The 26,315-nt window shown below is 40.9% G+C and carries 21 protein-coding genes; 18 read left to right on the forward strand and 3 right to left on the reverse strand.

What is annotated here, in order from left to right:
* Positions 1-94 precede the first annotated feature (94 nt).
* Positions 95-1,687, forward strand: coding sequence for a tRNA (N6-isopentenyl adenosine(37)-C2)-methylthiotransferase MiaB (gene miaB, locus MFF31_RS15730; RefSeq protein WP_238189077.1), 1,593 nt, complete (start codon positions 95-97; stop codon positions 1,685-1,687).
* Between the two features lie 24 nt (positions 1,688-1,711).
* A complete protein-coding gene (locus tag MFF31_RS15735) occupies positions 1,712-2,218 on the forward strand; it encodes a YlbF/YmcA family competence regulator (RefSeq protein WP_238189078.1) in 507 nt (168 codons plus the stop codon).
* A 109-nt stretch (positions 2,219-2,327) separates the two neighbouring features.
* Here MFF31_RS15735 and MFF31_RS15740 read toward each other — a convergent pair whose 3' ends face one another.
* A complete protein-coding gene (locus MFF31_RS15740; protein ID WP_238189079.1) occupies positions 2,328-2,927 on the reverse strand; it encodes a biotin transporter BioY in 600 nt (199 codons plus the stop codon).
* A gap of 122 nt (positions 2,928-3,049) precedes the next feature.
* On the opposite strand from MFF31_RS15740, the gene MFF31_RS15745 reads away from it, so the two are divergent.
* Positions 3,050-3,895, forward strand: a complete 846-nt coding sequence (locus MFF31_RS15745) for an energy-coupling factor ABC transporter ATP-binding protein (RefSeq protein WP_238189080.1) — start codon at positions 3,050-3,052, stop codon at positions 3,893-3,895.
* Complete coding sequence (locus MFF31_RS15750; protein WP_238189082.1) at positions 3,885-5,678, forward strand: ATP-binding cassette domain-containing protein; 1,794 nt, start codon at positions 3,885-3,887, stop codon at positions 5,676-5,678. Before MFF31_RS15745 ends, MFF31_RS15750 begins: the two co-directional genes overlap by 11 nt.
* Here the strand turns inward: MFF31_RS15750 and MFF31_RS15755 are convergent, their stop codons facing one another.
* On the reverse strand, positions 5,679-6,281 hold the full coding sequence (locus tag MFF31_RS15755; RefSeq protein WP_238189084.1) for an HAD family hydrolase: 603 nt from the start codon (positions 6,279-6,281) through the stop codon (positions 5,679-5,681).
* Positions 6,282-6,725: 444 nt separating this feature from the next.
* Here MFF31_RS15755 and MFF31_RS15760 point away from each other — a divergent pair, with 444 nt between their 5' ends.
* From MFF31_RS15760 to MFF31_RS25240, 10 genes are all read left to right on the forward strand, one after another.
* On the forward strand, positions 6,726-10,268 hold the full coding sequence (locus MFF31_RS15760; protein WP_238189086.1) for a DUF3289 family protein: 3,543 nt from the start codon (positions 6,726-6,728) through the stop codon (positions 10,266-10,268).
* 29 nt (positions 10,269-10,297) lie between these two features.
* Positions 10,298-10,819: a hypothetical protein gene (locus MFF31_RS15765; RefSeq protein ID WP_238189088.1), complete on the forward strand. Its 522-nt coding sequence runs from the start codon at positions 10,298-10,300 to the stop codon at positions 10,817-10,819.
* 252 nt (positions 10,820-11,071) lie between these two features.
* Positions 11,072-11,620, forward strand: coding sequence for a signal peptidase I (gene lepB, locus MFF31_RS15770; protein ID WP_238189090.1), 549 nt, complete (start codon positions 11,072-11,074; stop codon positions 11,618-11,620).
* Positions 11,621-11,741: 121 nt separating this feature from the next.
* On the forward strand, positions 11,742-13,238 hold the full coding sequence (locus MFF31_RS15775) for a sensor histidine kinase (RefSeq protein ID WP_238189091.1): 1,497 nt from the start codon (positions 11,742-11,744) through the stop codon (positions 13,236-13,238).
* Complete coding sequence (locus MFF31_RS15780) at positions 13,216-13,905, forward strand: response regulator transcription factor (protein ID WP_238189093.1); 690 nt, start codon at positions 13,216-13,218, stop codon at positions 13,903-13,905. Before MFF31_RS15775 ends, MFF31_RS15780 begins: the two co-directional genes overlap by 23 nt.
* Before the next feature lie 35 nt (positions 13,906-13,940).
* Positions 13,941-16,991 (forward strand): efflux RND transporter permease subunit, encoded by a 3,051-nt coding sequence (locus MFF31_RS15785; RefSeq protein ID WP_238189094.1) that lies wholly within the window; start codon positions 13,941-13,943, stop codon positions 16,989-16,991.
* 124 nt (positions 16,992-17,115) lie between these two features.
* Positions 17,116-17,991 (forward strand): NAD(P)-dependent oxidoreductase, encoded by an 876-nt coding sequence (locus MFF31_RS15790; RefSeq protein WP_238189096.1) that lies wholly within the window; start codon positions 17,116-17,118, stop codon positions 17,989-17,991.
* Between the two features lie 76 nt (positions 17,992-18,067).
* Positions 18,068-18,451: a hypothetical protein gene (locus MFF31_RS15795; protein ID WP_238189098.1), complete on the forward strand. Its 384-nt coding sequence runs from the start codon at positions 18,068-18,070 to the stop codon at positions 18,449-18,451.
* Between the two features lie 177 nt (positions 18,452-18,628).
* Entirely contained in the window at positions 18,629-19,357 is a 729-nt protein-coding gene (locus MFF31_RS15800; protein ID WP_238189100.1) for a hypothetical protein, read from the forward strand.
* A complete protein-coding gene (locus MFF31_RS25240; RefSeq protein ID WP_282570500.1) occupies positions 19,354-19,476 on the forward strand; it encodes a hypothetical protein in 123 nt (40 codons plus the stop codon). Before MFF31_RS15800 ends, MFF31_RS25240 begins: the two co-directional genes overlap by 4 nt.
* A 56-nt stretch (positions 19,477-19,532) precedes the next feature.
* On the opposite strand, the gene MFF31_RS15805 is transcribed toward MFF31_RS25240, so the two are convergent.
* Positions 19,533-19,742, reverse strand: a complete 210-nt coding sequence (locus tag MFF31_RS15805) for a hypothetical protein (protein ID WP_238189102.1) — start codon at positions 19,740-19,742, stop codon at positions 19,533-19,535.
* Between the two features lie 360 nt (positions 19,743-20,102).
* On the opposite strand from MFF31_RS15805, the gene MFF31_RS15810 reads away from it, so the two are divergent.
* The 4 genes from MFF31_RS15810 (at position 20,103) to MFF31_RS15825 (ending at position 26,314) form a co-directional block, all read left to right on the forward strand.
* A complete protein-coding gene (locus MFF31_RS15810) occupies positions 20,103-22,514 on the forward strand; it encodes a DUF7408 domain-containing protein (RefSeq protein WP_238189104.1) in 2,412 nt (803 codons plus the stop codon).
* A gap of 74 nt (positions 22,515-22,588) precedes the next feature.
* The gene (locus MFF31_RS15815) at positions 22,589-23,518 is read left to right on the forward strand and encodes an ABC transporter ATP-binding protein (RefSeq protein WP_238192062.1); all 930 of its coding nucleotides are present in this window, start codon (positions 22,589-22,591) and stop codon (positions 23,516-23,518) included.
* Positions 23,518-24,435 carry an ABC transporter permease gene (locus tag MFF31_RS15820; protein WP_238189106.1) on the forward strand — a complete coding sequence of 306 codons (918 nt, stop codon included), beginning with the start codon at positions 23,518-23,520 and terminating at the stop codon, positions 24,433-24,435. The genes MFF31_RS15815 and MFF31_RS15820 overlap by 1 nt, the downstream gene beginning before the upstream one ends.
* 25 nt (positions 24,436-24,460) lie before the next feature.
* Positions 24,461-26,314 carry a hypothetical protein gene (locus MFF31_RS15825; RefSeq protein ID WP_238189108.1) on the forward strand — a complete coding sequence of 618 codons (1,854 nt, stop codon included), beginning with the start codon at positions 24,461-24,463 and terminating at the stop codon, positions 26,312-26,314.
* Position 26,315 lies beyond the last annotated feature (1 nt).

The following is a 26,315-nucleotide window of genomic DNA, read 5'->3' on the forward strand; positions in this document are numbered from 1 at the left end:
ATTAGTCAAGTGAAACTATGATATAATTACTAATTGATGTTTATAGATTGTTGTTGAAAGAGCATGGAGATATAGAACAAGGGATGTGAACATAATGACGAAGCTGACGAGAAGTACGGATGCGACGCCATCTGCGAACAACGAAAAGGACTACTCCAAATATTTCGATTTCTCAGATGCGAAGATTGTTAGCGAAGTAGACGGCACTACTACGGTTCGTATCAAGGGCCGTAATATTCAGCTTAACTCAGCTCCATCCTATAAGGATGAGAAGAAGCGGGGCAAAGAAGAAATTCAAGTTCACTATGATTTCTCCATTCCGGAGGAACTCAGAACGATGGGAATTGGCAAACACTATTTGATCCAGACGTATGGATGTCAGATGAATGAGCATGATACCGAAGTAATGAAGGGCATGTTCGAGGAAATGGGTTATACCGCAACTGCGGACCGGAAGCAGGCCGATGTTATTCTTCTAAATACTTGTGCAATTCGTGAAAATGCAGAAGATAAAGTGTTTGGGGAACTAGGTCATCTAAAGGTGCTTAAAACCGAAAACCCTGATCTTATTTTGGGTGTTTGCGGTTGCATGTCTCAAGAAGAATCTGTCGTAGGTCGGATTCTACAGAAACATTCGTTTGTTGATGTCATTTTTGGCACACATAATATACATCGTCTTCCGCATTTGCTCAAAAATGCGTACTTTAGCAAAGAGCTTGTCGTTGAGGTATGGTCCAAGGAAGGCGATATCATCGAAAATATGCCGAAGAAACGTGATGGCATGCGAGCATGGGTCAATATTATGTATGGCTGCGACAAGTTTTGTACATATTGTATCGTCCCGTATACACGGGGTAAAGAACGTAGCCGTAAGCCAGAAGATGTAATTGCAGAGGTTCGTGAGCTTGCTCGTCAAGGCTACAAAGAAATTACATTGCTCGGACAGAACGTTAACGCTTACGGAAAAGATTTTGAAGATATGACGTATCGCTTCGGCGATCTGATGTCTGCGATTTCGAAGATTGATATTCCAAGGGTCAGATTCACGACTAGCCATCCTAGAGATTTCGATGATCATTTGATCGAAGTGCTCTCTGGGAGAGGGAATCTTGTAGAGCATATCCATTTGCCTGTACAATCAGGCAGTACAGAAGTGCTCAAGCGAATGAGCCGCAAATATTCGCGAGAGATGTACTTGGAACTGGCTGCAAAGATTAAACGTGCGATTCCAGATGCTGTTCTAACGACCGATATAATTGTTGGATTCCCAGGCGAAACAGATGAGCAATTCGAAGAAACGATGACACTCGTTAAGGAAGTCGAATTTGAATTTGCATATTCCTTTATATACTCTCCGCGGGAAGGAACTCCTGCTGCAGGCATGGAGGATAATGTTCCGCTGGAGACGAAGAAACGCCGTTTACAACGTTTGAACGATCTTATAGCGGCGCTTGGACGAGAAAAAAACGAAGCTATGCGTGGTAAACTGGTAGAAGTACTGATCGAAGGTGAAAGCAAAAACAATTCAAATGTACTTGCTGGGCGTACTCGGACGAACAAGTTGGTTCATTTGGAAGGTCCCAAAGAATGGATCGGTACTTTCGTACAAGCTCGTGTGACAGATGCTCAAACATGGTATATCAAAGCGGAGCCGATTGGATCGGCCCTAGATGAAGCCGTTAGTTAACGGTATAAATAGGAGAGATAACGAATGGCAGAACAACAAGTAAAATCAAATGCAGGACATCATGATCATGCACATGGGGTAGCTTGTAGTCATCATGGCGGAACTGAAGATATTCCTTCTTTCCACACACGTGATCTTATTGTAAAAGAAGATATTATGGCAAAAACGAAAGAACTTGCAGAGGTTATCTTTAGCTCCGAGGAAGTACAGCTATATCGTCGTGCAGAACAACAAATTAATGTAAATGAACGTGTACAAGCGCTTATTACTAAAATTAAGAAAAAGCAAAAGGAAGTTGTAGCATTCGAAACAACTTTCAAAAATCCAGATATGGTCAAAAAGATTGAAGCTGAGATGGGGCTATTGCAAGATGAGCTTGACGGTATGCCAATCGTATCTCAGTTCCAACAAAGCCAAGCTGATATCAATTACTTATTGCAGCTAGTTGTAACAATTATTCGTGATACAGTGTCGGATCGTATAAATGTTGAAGATGCACGTGAGGAAGCTCCTGAGGAATGCAGCGATTAATCGTGCAACAGTGAGTTGTGTAATATAACAAAATCCGCCCGCCGACTACGGCTTAAAGCCATAGCAGGCGGGCGGATTTTGTTTTGCAACCGTTTAGTACGAAGAGGGTCTACAATTGTTTGCCTTTAACTTCGGAACCTTTACGGAAACGGTACACGAACGATAGCATAGATACAGCCACTAGTGCACCAACAGATGATTTGATTGCATCGCCTGGCAAGAAGGATACTCCCATTGTATAGATTTTAGTCCATGTATAGGATGAAGCTACATTTTTAAACCAAAGTAATCCAGGTAAATAAGACAGCATGGAACTAAGTAGCATGAAGATTGCAAATAGAATGATCGTTGTAAGCACTTTTTTACTGATGATCCATTTGGAAGATAAAAGCTTTTCTATCGCCATACTTGTAAACATTGCGCAGAATGGAAAAGCAATTATAAACCCACCTGTTGGCCCAATTAGATGAGAGATACCGCCTTTTCCGCCGAACAGTGGAAGGCCGAAGAATGCAAGAAGGATAACAAGTGCCAAGCTCATAAATGCGAGTCGCGGTTTAAGAAATAAGCCTGCCAAAATGATGCCAAATGTTTGAAGGGTAATAGGAATAACTGAAATGTTAAATCGCATTTGTTGAATGCTGAGCACAATAAAAAGTGCTGCGAATAAAGCTACATAAACCATTGATCGAATAGAATTGCTTTGCATAAAAGTAACGACTCCTTTAAACTAGTTGCAATTTGATTGTTAACTATTTAATATAATCTAAGGTTAACGATTCGAATTTTAGCACAACTGCATGATCATGGGAAGAGGTAAGGTGAAACTTTTTGCTAGATTATTGTCGTATTCAGTTTGAAGATGTAACGATAACTCCGTTTATATTGGGTGATTATGACCAAAAACCGTTGCTTGATTCTATATCTATGACAGTGATGCAAGGTGAATGGGTTACGATAATAGGGTCCAATGGCAGTGGGAAGAGTACGCTGCTAAAAGCGATGGCAGGTTTGTTGCGCCAAGAGATAAAAGGGAAAATAGTACGAAATAAAGGTGAGTTAACGGAAGCTCCAACACCAATCGTCATGCAGCAGCCAGATGCAGGTATTATCGGCTCTACGGCGTGGGAGGATATCGTTATTATGATGGAGCGCCATGGAATTGAAGGCGAACTCATCCAACGAAAAGTAGAAGAAGCTCTTCTTGCTGTAGGTTTGAAGGACAAGGAGAAGGAACCGATAGATTCGCTTTCTGGTGGACAAAAACAGTTGGTGGCGATAGCTGGCTGCCTTGCTATAGATGCGCAAATGTTGCTTCTTGATGAGGTGACAGCGATGTTAGATCCAATCATGTCTCTATATGTATTAGAAAAAGTAAGAGAACTTCATCAGAGTGGAGCTTCTATTATATGGATTACACAGAAGCTGGATGAATTAGAGCAAAATGATCGGGTAATCGTCTTAGACGAAGGAAAAATCGTATATGACGGCAGTGCAGCTAAGATGTTCCAGCGAAGTACAGCAGGTAAAAGTGACAGTGTATGTGAACGATATTTTCTAGAGGCTCCATATGCGGTGCAGGTAGCGTGGGAGTTGGAAAAGGAAGGGATATATTTATCCCCGATTCCATTAAAGGCCGAGCAACTAGCGGAAGCGGTGATTCGTTATGGCTGCTAATTGGCAATTAAATAGCGTTTGTGTTACAGCAGGAATTGAAGATGAGGTTACACTTCTCCAAGATGTGGACCTGACTTTTCAGTCAGGAAAAATCACTTTGCTGATCGGACATAATGGAGCGGGAAAGTCGACTCTATTAGAGACGATGGCTGGTCTTAGGTTACTTCAATCTGGCGAAGTGATGTTAGGTGCTGCTTCGATTTGGCAGGAGGGAAAGCGAAGCGGGAGAAAGAAGAGAACGAAACAAAAACGTAACGTTGATGTTCTAATGAAATTAGGTATTTCTTTGCAACAATCGGAGTCGCAATGGTTCGCTGCCACAGTGAGAGAAGAGTTAGCGTTTTCCTTGCGACCGTATAAGCTAACAACAGAAGAGAGCGAGAAGCGGATGAATGCCGCGCTCAAGGAGGTTGGGCTCCCGTCTTCTCTGCTTGCGCATGATCCTTGGACGCTGAGCGGTGGCCAGCAGCGTCGCCTTAGTATGGCCTGTCTGCTCGCATGCGAGCCAGACTGGCTATTGCTTGATGAGCCGACGGCGGGGCTTGACGCCGTCGGTACTCGCCGCCTGTGCGCGGTGCTCGCAGCGCACAGGGCGGCAGGACGCGGAGCGGTCGTTGCAACGCACGACCTTGACGCGCTGCTGCCGCTTGCGGACGCAGTCGTCGTCTTGGACGGCGGCAGAGCTCGCGAAGCGGCTCCGGAGGCAGCGGCGTTGTCGCTCGCTGCTGCTGCGCCGCAGGCGCTTCGCGCGGTAGCTTTGCTGCGCGAGCAGGCGGCTTTGCCGGCTGCGGGATTGGAGCTTGCCGGCGGGGCGATTTGGCCTTCGCCGAAGGAGCTTGCTGCTGCATTACAAGCAGCTATGAGGAGCGAATCCCCATCTAAAACTACCGATAAGGGAATACCTTCTCAAATAGAACGAACGGATATCGCTGTAAGTGATCATAAAAAGAATGAACGATCAGCTAGGGTACATCTACATGCAGTTGTACAACAAAATAGGAACGAAAACACAAACACGCCAAATAAAATGAAGCAGAAGCGACATTTCCTTCGTCCAGACTATTTTGACCCACGAGCGATTGTACTTGCTTACTTATTGTTGACTGCAGGTATTTTAATGCTGACTAATTTGAGTCAAATCGCATGGGGTGCTCTAATTGTTGCCGCAGTTTCAGCGCCATTTTGGCCCATTACACGGTTCATGCTGCCTGTTGTAAGAGGAATTATAATTGCTACTATGGTGCTTATTGTCATTGGTGCGATTTCGTTTAACCCGTTTGCACTCGAGTGGGAGAAAGCGGAGCCTACGACCATTCGGCTTCTACAATTGTTGCTTATCATGATTGTTGGTATGCCCTTGCTTGCTCTGATGACTCCTTTAAGATTACAACGCGGGATTGAGCAAACGTTCGGTTGGTTAACTAAGCTGCGAATACCGATATATTCATTTAGTTTGCTTGTTACACTTGTGTTCCGGTTTATACCGTTGCTCCTCAAGGAATGGGGAAGATTTGCCAAGCTTATACAAGCTAGAGGTAAAGTCGTATCAAGCGGCTCTGCTATCCCGGCAGGTATGCTTCGATTTTTGCTTGTCCCCTATATTCGTTCAATTCTTCGACTTGCGGAAAGTATGGCAGATGCACTTGAAGCAAGGGGCTATGGAAATGTTACGAAAAAATCAACACTAGGCTTTCGGTTATCCTTTTTGACACAAGACGCCATTGTTTTGACGGCAGCTGTTGTGGCATTCCTGTTATTGCTATTGATTAGCGGACAAATATGATTAGCATTTAATTAATTTCTCAATTTGTTCTATCCATTTACCTTCTGGATCAGCAATTAAAGTGCGCCATCCTATAGATTCAGCTTGCATCACGTTTTTAATCTGATCATCTACGAACAAAATATTGCTTTGATTGGGCAACAGATTAGTTACATAATTGAATGCTTCTCGCTCTGGCTTACTTAGACCAATGTCACTCGAAATAATGACGAAACCTAGATAAGGTCTTATCGGAGACAAAATAGGTTCCACCCATGAAGGAATATGATTGCTTAAAATATGAATATCTGCGTAGTGGCTCCAACGAGGGATGCAATCTATTGCAGGAAGAGGGAGCAGTGATTCTGCAAGGAATGACTGCCCTTTTTCTATTGTTATTGTCCCAGATTGCAAAATAAGCCACTCCCAAAATTGCACTTCCGTGAAATGACCCCGCCAAAGCTTCTTGCTTATTTGTTCTTTATAGCTTCCGTATAACGTTTCCTTAGACAACTGAGCATGATCAGCCACTTTATCCCAAAATACTGGAGAGATATTAGTTGCAAGAACACCGCCTATATCCAAAACGAGCTGTAGTTTTCCGTGATTATTCCCGTTCAACATTTTACACATTCCCTTCTAAACAATTTAAATAGTTCTGATAGTTTTGGTACGACGGAATGTATTGAGAGTTAAATAAAATTCATTGCTAGGTTCTTACGTAAATCAACAGTGTTCTTCACAAGTCTACATGGATTTTGACATAGTTGTACGTCGCATCGCAAGCCTAATTTTCTATAGGGATTTTGATGACCTAATAGGCCATTTATTACAGGCAAGATTTCCTTATTTTCAAAATTATTAAGTAATTTGTATGAGTCATTTTTTACTAGTTGATTTTCATTAATAGTCCAAAATACCTATAAACTCATGAAATATACTAGTTCTAATTACTCATATTATCGACAATTTCGTAGGTTATGTCGAATCCGATTGACAATACAATTTTTTACAAATATTTTTGATAAGCAAATATAAAAATATTAATCTATGAAGGGGATCTGATGCATGCTTAAGAAACAATTTATAAAACGTTATTTTGTATTATTAGTAGCACTGCTTTTGGCCATTTCATCTTTTCAACCGACACCAGTTCTAGCAGAAGCAAACAAGGAAGGCCCACTCGAAACTACGTATAGTGGGGAAGGGTATCATGTAGTTTATAAAGTTACAAGCAACTGGACAGGCTCATTTAATGCCAATGTAACTATTCAGAATACAAGTGACAAGCCAATTGATAATTGGGCGATCAGTTTTTTACTTCCTTATGAGATTACAAATATTTGGAACGGCATTGTGAAATCTCACGAAAATGGCTTGTATGTAATTAAAAATGCAGGAAGTAATCAAGATATTGCAGTGGGTGGCAGCATAAGTTTTGGGTTTACATCAAAGTATGACGGGGAGCTGTTACTTCCGTCTTTATTCGATCTTTTGGGTACTGATGCAGTAGTACCGTTAGAGCAATTTGAAGTTAATTTTACAGTGACTAGTGATTGGAAAGATGCATTCAACGGTGAAATTCGAATCAAAAACATCTCACAAGAAACCATTGAAGATTGGAAGCTTCAGTTTGAATATGATAGCAATATTGATAGGTTCTGGACGGCAGAAATCACTGAGCACACAGGGAATCGTTACATTATAAAAAATCAAGGATATAATGCGAACATTAAACCTGGTGAAACCGTCACACTTGGATTTACTGGGAAGCCTGGAAATGCAGTGAAGGATCCAGCTAATTACCAACTTAGTCAAGTTGCTATGAAGCAAGACATTCCAGTGAATGTACATTTACAACTTGATACAAGTGGATTGCAACATCAAAATAGCGCTGATGGCGAATTCTACTTCCTTACTTCGAAAATGGATAAACTATTTGGAACACTAGTTGGAACCTCTCAGGTTGTTCAATTAACGTATGAGATTTCTAATAGGAATAAAACAGTAATTAATCAAGGGACTATTTCTGCTGCCGATTCTTGGTCTGTAGAAAATATTGGATTTGGCATGGGATACAATCTGCTAAAACTTAGTGCAAAATTAATAAATGGAGTCGAAGTAAATAAAGAATATATTATTGTGAACTTCGATAAGAGTAATCTGGATACAATAGGGATCGACCAAGAGAAGGACAGTGATGGTGATGGTATCCCAGATTATTATGAACAACAATTTAACTTGTCGATCGATAATGAAGATACAGATGAAGATGGATTGAGGGACCTAGACGAGCTTATCGCATTGAAAACCAATCCACTTATTCGAGACAGTGATAAAGATGGCATTCTAGATGGGAATGAAGATAATGATGGAGACCAATTAGACAATTTGACTGAGATGGAGATTAATACAAGCTTCATTAGCAACGATACGGATAGCGACGGTTTATTAGATGGTAAAGAAGTTCTTGTTCATAAGACTGAACCATTGAACGTTGATACTGATGGAGACGGACTATCGGACGGTTGGGAAGATGAAATTGGAAGTAACCCTTTAGTGTTTGATGATAAATTTACTAGGACAATCCGTGCTGAAAACGAAAGTGCAAAGACAATTCCCAGTGTTACAGTTAAAGGAATAAGTACGGAACACGTAGATAGTTTAGTCGTATATGAAGCTGAAGATGGTATTCTTGATGACACAACGATCCCTGGCTATATAGATAATGGCTATGAGTTTTCTATTGACGGTGACTTTGAGAAAGCGACAATAACATTTGAATTTGATGAGAGTTTACTGAGTACGGAAAGCTTCGCACCTCGTATTTATTATTTTAATGAAAAAACGCAATTGTTTGAAGAGTTACCGAATCAACAGGTTGTGGGTAATATGGTATCGGTAGAAACGACACATTTTTCGAAGTATATTTTATTAAATAAAACGGAATACGATAAAGTATGGCTTTACGAGTTCTTATATGATGATTCACCGGAGGAGCAGTATTCGGGACTTGATATTGCTTTTGTTATTGATTCTTCAGGTAGTATGACTAGCAACGACCGTAACAACGTGAGAATTAACGTGACTAGAGAGTTTATTAACAAATTATCGGAAAACGATCGTGGAGCAGTTATCGATTTCGACTCGCGTGCTACAATATTATCAAATTTTTCTTCGGACAAGAAGAGTTTAAACGACGCTGCAGGGCGCATTGACAGTAGTGGCGGGACTAGCTTGACGAGTGGGATTTCAAGTGCACTTACTTTATTCGCTGGAAGTGAGAGAGCGAATGTTTTGAAGTATATCATTATGCTCACAGATGGAGAAGGATCCTATAATACATCACTGACAGCACAGGCAGCAAAAAATAATATTGTCATATACACAGTAGGTTTAGGAAGCAGCGTTTCACAAAGTGTGCTGTCAGCAATGGCGAGTGGCACAGGTGGTGGTTATTATCATGCTAGTAACGCGAATCAATTGTACGGCATTTTCGATTCGATAGCAGAAACGTCAGATCTATACAAAGATACCGATACAGACGGAATAAGTGATTATCATGAGAAAGAAATGCAAGCAGGAAGATTGAGATTAGGAACTGGCGGAGCTTTAATCAAAATAAATTACCTGGACGAGGATGGCGATGATGACGGACTTAAAGATGGTGAAGAGATCCGTATTGTCAAAGTAGGTAACAAAGTTTATGCTTCACTTTATTCAAATCCAAATTTACTAGACACCGATGGAGATGATTTGCACGACAGCTTAGACTCAAGGCGGTTAATCCCTGACGATGTAGAGGCATTAATTCACCAGTCTACGTATAGAGAAGGAATTCTGAAAGGTAAAGTGGAACCAGATCGCACCGTATCCGATGATCTGACATTTAATGATTACACTTATAATGAACTGCTTGATTTAGGGTTTGTATTTTCAGTAGCAGGCGTTACACCGGAGTTTATGATGTGGGGAGAGCTGGCAGACGTCTTTGCTGTTGGGAAATTCAGAGCTAGTTCGGATATGAAAGATGTTTTGGATGATTTGCTCTCTACATTTAGAAATGGAAACCGAAGTAACGAAGGCACAACAGTTTCAAATGGTGATGAATTTGAAACAAGCAAATATATTAAGTATAAAGACACAAAGTTAGACAATGAAGTAATAAATGACCCTAGCACTAAAAAATATGTTGACTTAACACGTGATTTCGTCGTAGAGCAGTTGAGGAACAACGATGGCAATTTATCCTTGCTTGAGTATGTTCCAAACTCGAAAATGAACGTAGTGGAAAATTATATGATGAGTTTATCCGAAAGCCCATATCCGAAATTTACGGAGAAGACCAATCTTGCATTAGCACTTGCGATTCATGGTTTCCATGGTCATAATATTTCCATCAAGAACTTCAAAAATGATGGAGGGCAATTTAGTGGAACTCTAGTATTCCATTTTTATGATCATTTTGGCTTGGACGCTGATGATGAAATTAATCATTATGGTTTTGTGGATTGGTTCACATTACAACATTACGATCGCTTCAATGGGAAGTATGCACCATACATTACTACAATTGATTATGAGATGGATTTTAGCGGGACACTTAAGTAGTCATAATTTCCTAATGGATAGGTGAAGTCATGAATCGCAATAAAGTAATCATTTCTATAATGACAACTCTAGTGGCGTTTCTAGCTCTTTATTTGATCATGAACTTTTTTGATTCTAAAGTTGAATTTGATATTTTTAAGGAAAATCGTGAATTGTTTGAGGAAGTCAAGAAAGAGACCATTCGTCTTGCGAGCGATCATCATTACATCAATGAACCATTTCTCTTCAAATACGGTGGATATTTTGCTGAAAATCAATTTCATGATGATGTAGATGAGAACCTGCAAAACAAGATCAAACAAGTTCTGTTATTGTCTGAAGATAAATTAAATTTTATTAGGTACGAAAAGTATGATAATAAGCACTTCGTCAGTTTTATTTTCGACTGGGAAAGGGCTTATGGAAATGCTTATCATATCGTCTATTGTGAAAGTTATGATACCGTAAAGAGATTCTATGATGAGACGAGAATTGAATATGGACATGAATTCAAGACTGAGTATGAATTGGTTAAACTAGATGTTGGTTGGTACGGTATAATGATAAAGTAATGCGAAAAACCTGCCTTTCAATGAGAGGCAGGTTTTTTATGATCTTGTCAATTGACACTGGTCATTTACCTAGTTTTTCGTAGCTTTCTTTTCCATGATCAGAACTACGATTAACGCTTGCGCTCCCCAGAAAGTTACAATTGTTTGACATGAAACAACAATAGCTTTTTCGGAAACGAACGGAAAATGCTAGCGTATAACGTATAGGCAGCACGAAATAATACATACATTATTTCCTAATAAAAAGAAGAGGTGAGTAATTTGGAAGAACAAACGAAAAAGAAAAGTAGTTGGGTAAAAGAAGTAAGAGAGTGGGCTATGTCATTATCTATTGCAATCGTTATAGCATTATTGTTTCAAAACTATGCATATGCGCAAACAGAGGTTCACAACGTATCCATGCAAAATACTTTAGTAGCTGGTCAGCGCTTAATTGAAGACAAGGTGTCCTATTATTTTAATGACCCAGAACAAGGCGATATCGTTATTATTAATGGTCCAGAACATGAAAGTCGTATAGTTAAACGAGTGATTGCACTATCTGGACAAGTTGTAGATATTCGTAATGGCAACGTTATTATTGATGGTGTTGAATTAAATGAAACGTACGCTAAAGGAGAAACTTATGCGGGTTCGGTAGCTATGCCGTATACGGTACCTGCCGATCACATATTTGTGTTAGGTGATAATCGCGAACATAGTGAGGACAGCAGAATGTTTGGTCCTGTTGCATTAGATAGTGTTGAAGGAAAAGCCATTTTCCGGATTTGGCCGATCGGAAAATTCGGTACACTTGAATAGTTTGAATTTTCTAAACTGAAAACGTAATAATTCTGTAAGAATTGATTTCTTTTTCGTTTAGAATTGACCGTTATGATTAACCATAGTAGAAGTAAACAATCATCAAGTTGGAGCGTGACGTATGTCCATAAAAGTAAAACTATATATGTCTTACTTAGCAATGGCATTTGTTCCGGTCATCCTTTTGCTCCTATTGATGTTGTTAATTCTTTTTGCTAGCGGCAAACATGATATGAGGGATTTACTCGAAAAGCAGACTAATGAAAAATTTAATCAAGCATTGATTTATGGAGAGTTGACATACGTCATGCGTGAGGATACTGCGAAGCTCGAAGATTCCGAATTCGTAAGCAGCCTGCAAGAACGATTAAGCGATCAATGGGCAGGCCTTATCATTACGCGGGAAGGTAGTATTGACGAAGTGTCGCCTTTCTTGATGGAGCTTTCGCCTCATGAGAATTGGCAGCGAATAATAGATAAACCAGATGCGCAGCATTCATTTAAACTGTATCGCTTCACTTCTCATCCGATTCAATTCCAATATCCAGATGGAAGTAGCGGGAGTGTTGTCCTATTGCACCGCACGGAGCCGGTACCTATGTTTTGGCATCCGTTATCGATGGCCATTGGATTGGTGATCGTTTGTTTGACAAGTTTGCTGCTTACCTATTTTGTTTCACGGAGTATCATTCGTCCAATTCAGTCACTCCGAACTGCTGCACTCCATATTAAAGAAGGCGATTTATCACATGAGCTTAAGATGGGCAAGCTAGGAAAAAAAATGCAGCTTACTGAAATTTCTCAACTAGGATCAGCTTTTGAAGAAATGCGAATTCGGTTAAAGCAATCGATTGATCAAAGCTTGCAATACGAAGAAAATCGGAAGCTGCTTCTATCCCATATTACTCATGATTTGAAAACGCCAATCTCTGCTATTAAGGGATATGTTGAAGGTATTATGGATGGAATCGCTAATACGGACGAGAAGCGAATTCGTTATATGCAAACGATTTATCGCAAGGCAACTGATATGGATCAGTTAATTGATGAATTGTTTCTTTACACAAAGTTGGATTTGCAGAAAGTAGCTTATGACTTTAAAGTTGTTGATTTAAATCGCTATATGGAGCAATTTGTTGATGAACAACGGTTTGAAATGGAGAAGAGTGGAGTACAGCTTCAATTTACTCCCTACTTATCTGGGACCTTACTCGTAGCAGCCGATCCAGACAAGCTGAACCGAGTTCTCGCTAATATTTTGAACAATAGTTTGAAATATATGATTGGGGAAGAAGAATCCGAGGATTGTATCATTTCTGTTGAAATGAGGGAGAAAAATGGTTTCGCTCATATTCAAATTGATGATACCGGGCCTGGAATCGAAAAGGAGGATTTACCTCATATTTTTGAAGGGTTTTATCGTGCAGAGCAATCCCGAAACTCTGAGACTGGGGGGAGCGGTCTAGGACTAGCAATAGTGAAGCAAATTGTAGAAGGTCATGGCGGATTTGTATGGGCTGAGAGCAAAGAAAAAGGCGGTGCGCGTTTTTGTCTGATGCTTCCAATAACGACGGCAGTTAGGACGGTGAACGAGCATGAAGAGCATCTTGATCATTGAAGACGAAAGAGCGATCGCTGAGCTTGAACGTGATTATTTGGAAAGCCACGGGTTTATCGTTCATATTGAAGGACGAGGCGACACAGGACTCCAAATGGCACTGGAAGGGAAATATGATCTCATCATACTTGATGTAATGCTACCGAAAGTGGATGGGTATGAAATTTGCAGGCAGATTAGAAGCAAATATAATACGCCTGTACTCATGGTAACTTCCAAAAAAGAAGAAATTGATAAAATTAGAGGACTTGGATTAGGGGCGGATGACTACATTACGAAGCCATTCAGTCCAAGTGAACTGGTCGCTAGAGTCAAGGCGCATCTAGCACGGTATGATCGTCTGACTGCTGATAAACCTATTTTGGGTCAGCTTGTCCAAATACGTGGTTTATTAATCGATAAGCAAGCTAGGAGAGTAACTATTCACGATGAAGAAGCGATGTTGACTTCAAAGGAATATGAATTGCTCCTGTTGTTGGCTTCGCACCCAAACCGTGTGTTCGAGAAGGAAGAATTATTCGAACGAATATGGGGGCTTGAATCAAACGGGGATGCAGCTACGGTAACGGTTCATATTCGGAGGCTGCGTGAGAAAATAGAACATGACCCGTCGAAGCCACAATACATTGAGACGATATGGGGCGTAGGTTACCGATTTAAAGTGTAACGTTTAAGAGAGAAAGATAGAGGAGTGGAGAGAAGTTGAAAAAGTTTATATCGTTTTCATTGAACAACAAGTTTGCCCTTTGGCTCATTACAATTATCGTTTTATTCGCAGGTTTAAATGCAGGAATGAACATGAAGATGGAAACAATTCCTGATATTACAATTCCTATCGTAAGTGTAACGACCGTATATCCTGGTGCAGCTCCAGAGGAAGTAATGGAGAAAATTACGAAGCCGATTGAGCAACGTACACGGAATTTAGCCGGTGTAAATAAAGTTTCTTCAACATCTTTCGAAAATGCTTCATCCGTCGTTATTGAGTATACGTATGAGACGGATATGGAGAAAGCAGCTAATGAAGTGAAGGCGCTGCTTGCTGATATGAATTTCCCAGAAGGTATAGCTGATCCGGATGTATCCCGTATTAGCATGAACGCTTTCCCTGTTCTCTCCCTCAGCTTATCAAACGATAACCTGAATTTGGAGCAGCTGACGAAGCAAGTAACAGACAACGTACTTCCTAAGATTGAAGGTTTGGAAGGTGTTGCAGACGTTCAAATATCTGGACAAAATGTAATGGAAGCTGAGTTGACTTTCAAACCGGCAGAGTTAGCTGCAAAAGGATTAACGGAAGATGCAGTTAAAGGCATCATTCAAGCTTCTGCTCTTTCTGTACCACTTGGCATCTTTGAATTTGGTGATACTGAAAAGTCGATTATGGTAGACGGTAATATTACTACTGTCGATGACTTGAACAATCTCGTATTAATTCCTGGTGTTAAACTAAGCGATGTTGCGGATCTAAAGGTTGAAGGCAAAGCGGAATCTATTTCTCGCACTAACGGAAAAGAATCAATCGGCATCAGTATTGTGAAAGCAGCGGATGCTAACACAGTAGATGTTGTTAATCTTGTAAAAGAAGAGATTGTAGAACTTGAAGCAAATAATGAAGGTTTGCTCGTAACAGTGGCTTTTGACCAAGGTGAGCCGATCGAAGCATCCGTTCATACGATGATTAGCAAAGCGATAATCGGAGCATTATGTGCTGTACTTATCATTATGTTGTTCCTGCGTAATATTCGTTCGACCATTATTTCAGTAGTATCCATCCCGTTGTCCATTTTGATTGCGATGCTCGCTTTGAAACAGATGGATATTACACTTAACATTATGACGCTAGGTGCAATTACAGTAGCAATTGGACGTGTAATCGACGATTCCATTGTCGTCATTGAAAATATTTACAGACGTATGTCTTTATCTACAGAGAAATTAACAGGTAAAGAATTGATATTAGATGCAACACGCGAAATGTTTGTACCTATTATGGCTTCTACTGTTGTAACAGTTGCTGTGTTCTTGCCTCTTGGTTTCGTTTCGGGTATGGTCGGCGAAATATTCCTGCCATTTGCACTAACAGTTGTATTTGCACTAGCTGCTTCCCTAATTGTAGCTATTACAGTTGTGCCGATGATGGCTCATATGATGTTCCGCAACGGACTTAAGCCTGAGCAGAAGCATGAAGACAAACCAGGCCGCCTTGCTTTATGGTATAAGGGAGTTCTTGAATGGACGCTTAATCATAAACTGCTTACGTTCGGTGGTGCAGTTGTACTGCTAATTGGTAGTTTGATGCTTGCTCCGATTATCGGATTTAGCTTTATGCCTGCTGATGAGCAGAAAGCTATGATCATCACATATAATCCAGCACCAGGTGAAACGCGAGAAAACGTTGAAGCTATGGCGCTTCAAGCAGAAAAAGTTCTTCTTGATCGTGAGGGGCTTTCAATTGTCCAATACGCGGTAGGTGGACAAAACCCGATGAGTCCAGGTGGATCAAAACAAGCATTATTTAACTTAAGCTATGACAAGGAATTTAAAGGCTTTACAGAAGAGCAAGATAAAGTTGTACCATTGTTGCAAGAGCTTGGTGGTAAAGGTGAATGGAAGAAACAAGACTTTAGCGGCGGCGCAATGGGTGGATCAGGTATCTCACTATTCGTTTATGGTCCTGATATGAAAACGATCCAGCCTGTCGTAGAACAATTGTCTGCGAAGTTGAAAGAAAATCCTGATCTTAAAAATATTGATTCGAGCCTTTCCAAAACGTATGAGCAGTACAGATTAGTTGCTGATCGCGACAAGCTGAGCCAATATGGTCTAACAGCTGGTCAGGTTGCGATGGCACTTAGTCCTTCACGTGAGCGCCCTGTTGTAACGACAGTTGAGAAGGATGGCGAACAGTTTAACGTTTACTTGAAAGTAGAGCAAAAAACGTATAAATCTATAGCCGATCTAGAAAACGTCGCTATAATGTCACCATTGGGTATGGAAGTGAAGTTAAAAGATGTTGTGAAAATCGAGGAAGGTGAATCACCTAATACGATTACGCGTCAAGATGATCGTATTTATGCGGAAGTGAGCGCTGATGCTGTATCCGCAAACGTAGCTGCCGTATCAAAAGACATTCAGAAAACAGTGGATGAAATGAAATTGCCTGGTAACGTCGATATCGATCAAGGCGGCGTAACCGAGCAAATGAATGAGACTTTCGCACAACTAGGTTTAGCTATGCTAGCTGCGGTTGCGATCGTTTACTTGGTATTGGTTCTAACGTTTGGAGGAGCATTGACTCCACTAACAATTCTATTCTCACTACCGTTTACGATTATCGGAGCATTGGTTGGATTATTGATTGCAGGTGAAACGATTAGTGCTACTGCTCTTATCGGAGCATTAATGCTCATTGGTATCGTTGTAACGAATGCTATCGTCTTAATCGACCGAGTTATTCATAAAGAACAAGATGGGTTGACTGTACGTGAGGCATTGCTGGAAGCTGGTGTTACTCGTCTTCGTCCGATCTTGATGACGGCGATTGCAACAGTGGGCGCATTGATGCCACTAGCATTGGGATTTGAATCAGGTGGCTTAATTTCAAAAGGTATGGCAATTACGGTTATCGGCGGATTGACAAGTTCAACGCTTCTAACATTAATTATTGTGCCGATCGTATACGAATTCTTGAATAGAAAAAAGTTGAAGAAACAGTTGTTGGAAAAAAACTTTAAGCCAGCGACAAAATAATTTTAACGAAGAGCTTCTTGGATGACAGCATCCAAGGAGCTCTTTTTTTGTTATAATGCAGTGGACAATATGTAATCGTTTAACAATTACTAGATAAATATTTGTAATAGGAGAGTGACTGAGCATGGTTAGTCCAGCGTTGACGAAAGTAGGCTTCATAGGTACTGGTGTTATGGGAAGCAGTATGGCACGGAATATTGCGCTGGCGGGATATGAATTACATATTTATTCACGTACGAAATCTAAGGCGAATGAACTGATAGAGCAAGGAATGTTATGGCATGATCATTATAGAGAGTTAGCAGAGCAATGTGATGTAGTAATAACAATTGTAGGATATCCTTCCGATGTTGAAGCTATTTATTTCGGTGAAGGAGGTCTTATCAGCTCTGCAAAACAAGGAGCAATATTGATCGATATGACGACATCTAGTCCAGCGCTCGCGGTACGAATCTATGAAGAAGCTAAAGCCAGAGATGTCTATGCTCTCGATGCTCCAGTGTCAGGTGGTGATATAGGTGCTCGTAATGCTGCGTTATCCATTATGGTTGGAGGCGATCGTCACGCATTTCAAGCAGCGTTGCCTATTTTTGAGCAGATGGGTAAAGGAATCTTGTTACAGGGTGGACCTGGGGCTGGTCAACATACAAAGATGGCAAATCAGATCGCAATAGCATCCAACATGATTGGCGTGTGTGAAGCGCTCGTTTATGCCAAAAATGCGGGTTTGGATTTAGATACTGTGCTCCAAAGTATCGGATCTGGTGCTGCAGGAAGCTGGTCGCTCACTAATTTAGCACCACGCATCATTGCAGGCAACTATGAGCCTGGATTTTACGTTAAACATTTTATAAAAGATATGGGCATTGCCCTTGATGCAGCGGAGGAAATGAACATTACTCTTCCAGGACTAGCGCTTGCTCGGGAAATGTATAACAAAATTGCAGATGCCGGATTAGGGGAAAAAGGTACTCATGCTTTATATCAAGCGTGGAAGTAATAGGAGATAGGGGCTTTTGTCCCTATTTTTTTGATTGAGCAAGTATCTATGAAATTGAAAAATGGGAGGATGGAGATTGAAGAAAAAAGTGATTATTTATAGTAGTATTGCGGCTTTCATTTTCGCCTACGTTATCGTTGGTAGCAATATTAATGAAGCCTCCAAGAAAATCTTAGTAGCAGGGATGAAATCAAACACCGACTACCGAGCGTTTATGACTGATGAAGTATACGATAAACTGCATCCAGCCGACAGGGTGAGTAGGTACGAGATCGAGTATATGCCAGACAATCATTCCTACAAAGCTTCGTTAGTCCCATTACATTTCTTCTTCATAGCGCATGTCACTGTTAAGAACCACTATGACAATGGATTCTCAGGTTTTAATGAGGACGTCATACTAACGATGAAATGGAAAAAAGGGAAGTGGATCGCAACTTGTGTAGGTATTCCGGCTTAATGCCGCAAATCAGGAGCAATGAAAGTAGTTATCCCTACAAGTTAATGGGGCTCATAACAATTAATCGACAATGCAAATTTGAGATGACTGGTATTTTGTTCAAAGAAACAGGATTCATATAGCATTTTAAATGTAAGCGAACCCTGCATCTGTATAATTGAAAGAAAGGGGTAAAGTATGCAGAGAAAGTACAAGATTTTAGTAGGTACCATAATTATTATCGGAACTATTATCTATATTTTATCTAATTATACTGATTTTTTAGGAAAATCTTATTCGAAAAATGAAATAGAGTTTATGGCGAGAGCTGAGGTGGGAATTGAAAAATATTTACGAGAAGATGTGACTGTAACAGATATGAGAAAGGGCAAATATTATGCAGGACCTTTTATAGTATCTGGTATTATAAATCGTCATACTATTCCTTTTGAATTACAAACAAATGAAAAGCTTGAAGTGTTTGAGCACATAGGTACATACCATTATAAGATGTTGAGTAAGGATGCTTTTTTAGATTTAAGTAGTATCGCGGAGGGAGTATTTGGTGAAGTATTAACTTTCAATGTTTTAATGGCTACTGGGGATACTGATTACATTACAAAACGAAGCAGCTATGAAGAAATCAAGAAAAAGTATGGAAAAAATATAATATATAACATATCGATGTTTAGACAAAATAAAAGAATTAATAAGGAACAAGTTAAAGATGAAGCACAACTAATTTACAAATTGATAGAAGAGTTTAAGGCGAACGATAAAAAAGTTAGAAATCTTAAAGTACAATACAAAAATTTTGCCATTCAACTATATGAAATGATTGACCCAAGCAATCCATTGAAAGTGGAAGATATTGAAGAGCATATATCCTATAATCTAGAAAAAGACAGAGAGAAGGAAAAGAAATGAAAGTAAGAGACTTTAGTCATGGTTTTCTAAGCAGCCTCATTTACGATCAATTTGAACAAAAACTTGCGGTCGATGAAGTCTTTCAAAATGATCGATTCAATAACGACTGGTGGAGTTAAGTAAGTAGAACAGTACAAAAAAAAGAGACCGACGGATTTCTCGGTCTAGTGCATTTTTAAACAAAAAATGTATTTGCAGCTCTGTGGATGACACTTCCGTCAGACATACGAATTGAACTGTCGTTATAGCCTACAATTGTAGCTGCTGGTCTAATTTGCATTCCGTTTTGCATTGCTTTAATTTCTATTTTTCTGGAAATTGCTACTTCGAAATCTTTATCAGTAATAAGTTTTTGTCCAGGTTTAAGCTCGATTTTCTGTTGCATATAAAGGCCTCCATATTTTCGAAAGTTTTTGCTTAGGGTCAAATGATACACTATTTACTTAGTAATAAGCAAATGGAAGAGAATAGTTCGGCTATTTTAGAGGGAGCCTGAGCATATACGCTGCACCTAAAAGACTGCTAATTGAGTATAAAAACGATGAGACTGACCGTCCTGAAGTACAAGTAGATGGTTTTTTTTGTGATAGAGGAGATGTTCGTATTAGATGTTTGACTCAAATGTTCTATTAATTATTTTATATTTTGTCGAAATAATAATCATATTGGGAAATTATGCAACTTTAAAGAAATGGAGTACGTCATTTTATTTATGGACCAAAATACATAGAAGAGAGGTCATGGCGTGAACGTAAGGTTGAACCGAGGAGTAGGAATGATTGCAATAATGGTGGTTATGGCATTATTGTTGTCAGCGTTTCCAATGACAGATATTTCCTATTCAGCAAAGGACGATGGAGGAATTGAAGTACAGTCTCAAATAGGGTACTCAAGTTATTCTAAAGATTCAAAGTGGAATCCGCTTAAACTGACACTAACGAACAAAACAAAAGAGGCAGTAGAAGGGGACGTTGTCGTTTCAACAATAACTAGGGAAGGTATTACGAATGATATCGTTGTACCTGTTGAACTGCCTATGGATACTGCAGTCAAAGTATCACTTGCATTGCCAAGCGGTTTTTTATCTAAAGATACGAGCCGTATTCGTTTTTTTGAAGGTTCATACAAAAGCGGTAAGGAAGTTCGTATTATTGGTCAAAATTATTTGTCAAAAGCGATGAAAAATAGTTATTCCATTGGGGTCGTTTCGAGAGATCCAGATACGTTAAACTTTATGCCTTCTCTAAATCAAAAAGGATATAGTATCGATGTAGTACCAATTACAATTGAGGATCTGCCAGCTGATGCTTTATTGCTAGATTCCATCGATACTCTCGTTATAAATGACGTTGACTCTGGCGAGTGGGATAAGAAGGTTGTTAAAGCAATTCAGGATTGGGTCACTAAAGGTGGAAGTCTAGTTCTCTCTGGTGGTGCTGGGTATGCTTCAACAGCAAAAGCCTTCAAAGAGATTGCACCAATAGAAGCAAATGGCACAACAGAACTTAAAAGCACAGAATCAATGGCTGCTATTGGCGATGCTGAATTGAAGCTAGACCAGCCAATTACACTTTCTAACGGCAACGTCGTAGCTGGTGATGTTCTGATCAGTGAGTCTGACGTACCGATTGCAGTAGAAAATCAATTTGGCTTCGGTTCGGTCATTTATGTCGCTTATGATCCTTCTTTAGAACCAATGTCAACATGGTCAGGGAATGCAAACTTATGGTCAAGGTTGTTGCAACGGAACTTAATACGAAATCAAAACAACCAAGGTGGCTATGTTCAAATAGGGTCGTGGAATGGTTCAGGAGATGCTTTTCAAAACATTAAATATGTAATTGACCAGTTTCCATCGATTAAAGCACCTCGCTTTGCTCTGTTGCTAGGTATGTTTGTTTTGTATATGTTGCTAGTCGCACCAGTACTCTACTTCATCTTACGTAAGACGGATCGAAGAGAATGGGCTTGGTGGATGATTCCGACATTCTCAATCATTATGGGAATAACGATCTTTTATATTGGAGCGGAAGATAAACGTGCCATATCTGCCCACACAATTGAACTCATTGAAGCATCGAATGATGGCAAAGTTGTTGTATCTGGGGGTACTGGTCTATTTATTCCTACTGGGGGAACGGTTACGGCATCATTCTCAGATAAACGTACGATTCAACCGTATGCTGATGATGTCAACGGCTTTGTGAATGGAGCCCTCTTACTGGATGGTAAATATCAATTCAAGTCGGGAGAGGAAGAAAGTATAGCTAGATGGGAGTCGGTTCCCTATTGGTCAACACGAAAGCTATGGATGGAAAGACGTGTAGTAGATAGTGCTGAGACAGGATTGTTTTCCGTAAAATATGAGCAAAAAGATGGAAAAACATTGATCAATGTTACGAATAATACAATTGCTGATTTGACGAATGTTTCACTTATTATGAATGGTCATGTAGTACGAATCGGGGATCTCAAAAAGGGTGAAAACGGTGCTGCTGCCAGACCATCAGGAAAAATGGCGTATTCCAATAATTATAGTAACTATAGTGATTTTATTTTTTCTACTCCATCAACAACCGGTAGGCAAGAAGATAAAGATCGTGAACGGAATATCACCGATAATTATTTTGGCCACAATAATGGGATGTCAACTACAGTAATCGATCCGGTTATAGTTGGATATAGCATTGATCATGAGTCACAATATGAGGTCGATGGAAAAAAAGTAAAATCGGATAATTTGAAAATGTGGATTCAAAAACTAGATTCTGTAGAGAAGGTTGGAAATAAGGTCGTTGTATCTGCGGGAACTATCCAGCCAATTATTACTTCCCATACGTTAAAAACATTTACCAATTACGGAAGTAATGTTCAAGGATCTAATGGTGAGTTAATCATTGAATATTTAGTACCTAATGTTAATCGAATTAACTATGACAAAATAAATGTTCAATTCGATATTAATAATCGCCCAGATGTTTCATGGACAATTTGGAATGAAGCTTCTGGCCAATGGAATGAAATTAATGATTCATTAAAAGTTGCGAATGACTATTTGGTAAAAGGCGGCTCTATTCGTATTAAGGCATCGGTAACCAATGAAACGGGTATTATATTTCCACAAATCGTCCTTGAAGGAGAGGAGAAGCAGCAATGAGTACGATTGAATCGTTAGAAAATAAGGATCTCCCAACCTTCATTTACGAATTAGAGAACGAGGAAATGAAACCAATGATAGAAATTCGCGGATTAGCGAAATCGTTCGGAACATTTCATGCGCTCAAAGGTATAGATCTGACGATAGCAAAAGGTACAGTATTTGGTTTTGTAGGACCCAATGGAGCGGGAAAATCAACAACGATGTCTATTTTAGCGACATTGCTTGCTCCAAGTGAAGGCTATGCAAAAGTTGATGGTTTTGATGTAACGAAACATCCTCACGAAGTTCGAAAGCGGATCGGATATATGCCGGATTTTTTTGGTGTTTACGATCAGTTCAAGACGGTGGAATATTTGCATTTCTATGGAGCAAGCTACGGTATTCCAAAAGCTGAGAGAGAAGCTTTAATTCCTCAATTACTAGAGCTCGTTAATCTATCGGACAAAAAGGAAGCGTATGTAGATACGTTATCACGTGGAATGAAGCAAAGACTTTGTCTTGCTCGTTGCCTTGTACATGACCCTGATCTACTTATATTGGATGAGCCAGCCTCTGGACTTGATCCTAGGGCGAGAATTGAAATGCGAGAAATATTGAAAGAACTTAAGTCGATGGGGAAAACGATTATTATTTCATCACATATTTTGCCAGAACTTGCGGAGATGGTAGACGAAATTGGGGTCATTGAGCATGGTTCTATGGTAGCAGTTGGCAACGTGTCAGATATTCAGATGCGTCTGCGTGTAAAACGATTCCTTCATATTCGCCTGCACGACCGTTTAGATGAAGCAGAACAATTTCTGCGTGATCGTCCCTATGTTAATCGTCTGCTGCGAGATGAGAATGGATTGCAAATTCATTTCGGCGGGCAGGATGAGGAGCAATCTGCGCTTCTGCTTGAACTAATCACTGCTGGATTCCGGGTTATCTCATTCAGTGAAGCACAAACAAATTTGGAAGATGTGTTTCTGGAAATAACGAAAGGAGGCGGAGATATCTAATGAAGGAGCAGGCTTTAGCAAAAAACAATGGAAGACGGTTTGGAATCAAATGGATCAATCCTGTGCTCGACAAAGAATTTCGACTTCGTATGCGCACTCCACGAGCGATGTGGACATTGTTCTTTTATTTATTCGCAATAGGACTTATGGCGATGAGTGCTGTTTACTTGACTCAAGTTATGTCAGGTCGAGGTGGTGCCTACAATCCAGAGCAGAGTAAAGTGTTGTTTTCATTCTTAAGTATGGCACAGCTCGGATTAGTAGCATTTATGGCTCCAGGCTTGACCGCTGGTGTAATTAGTGGGGAACGTGAGAAGCAAACACTTAATTTGCTTCTCACAACCCAGCAGAGCTCCTCTACAATTATACTTAGTAAGCTCGTTTCATCACTTAGCTTTATGATACTGATTGTTATAAGTACGATACCGGTTTACAGTATGATTTTTTTGTATGGCGGTGTTTCGCCGAAGCAAATGATTCTCATATTTTTGTTTTATGTATTTGTTATGTTTGTTTTGGGATCTTTTGGAATATTGTTTTCTACTATTTTGAAGCGAACGATGATTTCAGTTATTGCCACCTACGGTGTTACATTATTTATATTTGTAGGAACGGTAATTATCTATTTTGTATTGCAAGGAATAGCAGAACAAGCTAGTTACAATTCAGCGGGAGTAAGAACTGAAGATTACTCTTGGATCGGAAATATACTGGCGTGGAATCCTGCTGTTGCCTTATATAGCATTCTTGATCCTTCAATATCAGACCATATTAATAACAATTATTCCAATAGATCTGGTCATATAAAGGGAAGTTTATTGCCGGTATGGCTAAAATTTATGATTATTTATACTGTTTTGTCTTCTTTAGCTTTATGGCTTGCTATACGTAAGCTTCGTCCACGGCTCAAGCGATAGGTTTGTTTAGAAGGAGGTTTGTCTGGTGTCTAAAGAGCCATTGCATACTTATCTGAGGACAGTTCGTTTTCGATTGTCTCTATTTCGATTAATCCGTGTATTGATAATAGGACTATTAGGTGGTAGTTTCGCGGGAGCGTCAGTTTTACTAAGCAGCCGAATGTTTCCTCTACTATATGCTAAATGGTTCTTCGTGGCCTCAGTCCTAATAGGTATAGCGATTGGTATTGTTATCGGAGTGTGGAAAAGGGCATCGATTAATGAAGCAGCTAGAACGATGGACAAAAGCGGGACAGAAGATGCGATTATGACTGCTCTTGATGGCTTGGATGTTTCCAAGAGAGCAGAAGCGAATGGAGGGGTATCATTCCTTGTCATGCTTCAACGTGAAGAAGCGGAAGCGGCGGCAAAGGAATATGTTACCAACATTAAGAAGAAGTTACCATGGCCGGCTTGGCACAGATGGCGAAAGATGGTATATGGAGCACTCGTTCTTTGGGTAGTTATTATCATCATGCTAATTATACCGAATCCGCTTGACGAACGAGCGGCAGCATTAGCAGAGGTGAAACATGCACGTGAACAACTTGAGCAGGAAGCAGAGAAGTTAACAGATGAGATAGCAGCAGCCGAATTGCCAGAGGAAGCGAAGGAAGAGCTACTTAAGCCAATTGAGGAGCTTAGACGCGAACTTGAATCATCGGGCATAGATGCGATAGAAACGTTGGAGCAACTTGCGGAGACGATGAAGGAATTAGAGCAAGCGGCAAGTGAGGCGAAGCTTGCTAGTGAAAGGCTGGAAGCAGCGGCCAAGATGATGAGTGAAGAGCCTAATTTGCAACAGCTGGGTGAGGCTCTGAAAGACACCGATGTCGCTGCAATGAAGAGGGCGATCGACGAACTCCGATCGCAGATGAAAGAGCTGTCGCCAGCGGAGCGCGAAGCGCTGGCGGAAGCGTTAGAGCGGCTGGCGAATGAGCAGCCGCAAGAGGAGGGCGCCGCTAGCGAGCTTGCAGCGGCGCTTGAGAAGGCGGCGCAGCAAGCTCGCGCCGCCGAGGAAGAGGGGGCGGCAGAAGGCGAAGCCGCCCCCGACAAGGGCAAGGGCGGCGATGGACTTGCCGCCCTTGAGAAAGCACTCGCCCGCGAATTGTCGCAGGGCGAGCTAGAGCAGTTGGCCCGGTCTATGTCGGGCCAGCTCAATAACAGCGGCGGGCAGCTTGCAAAGCAGCTGGCCCAGCAGGGCGGCGGAGTGCCGCCATCTTGGGCGAGCGCCGCTGCTGGTGGCGCATCTGGAACGAGCAGTGGCAGTTCTGGCAGCCAATCTGGCGGATCTTCGGGTGAAGGAGGTCAAAGCGGTACTCAGGGCGGAGAAGGCGGGTCTGGCGGCGAATCAGGAAGCGAAGGCACGAATGGAACTGGTCCAGGCGAAGGAGAAGGTAGTGGTTCGGGCACAGGAAGCAGCAGTGGGTCAGGATCAGGCACTGGTTCGGGCGCAGGAAGTGGCAGCGGGTCAGGATCAGGCTCGGGAAGTGGTTCGGGTGCAGGTGCAGGAAGCGGGTCAGGATCAGGTACAGGTTCGGGAAGTGGTTCTGGTCAAGGTGGCGGTGCTGGAGTAGGTATTGGTGATCGGAACTTGGTCACGACTCCGCGCAGCATGGAAGGGTCAGGTAATATTCAACAAGATGGAGGGCCTTCAACAGGCGGAGAGACACAAACGGGAGGTCAATCCCCGATGATTGATGGGACAACTCGACCTTACGAAGAGGTGTATAACGAATATGCAGCGGAAGCGAAGAAATCACTTGGTCGCACGCAATTACCGTCTAGTATGCAGAATAAAGTAAAACAATATTTCGATGAAATCCAACCGAATCGATAGC

The sequence above is a fragment of the Paenibacillus sp. L3-i20 genome (assembly GCF_022180385.2).
GTDB lineage: Bacteria > Bacillota > Bacilli > Paenibacillales > Paenibacillaceae > Pristimantibacillus.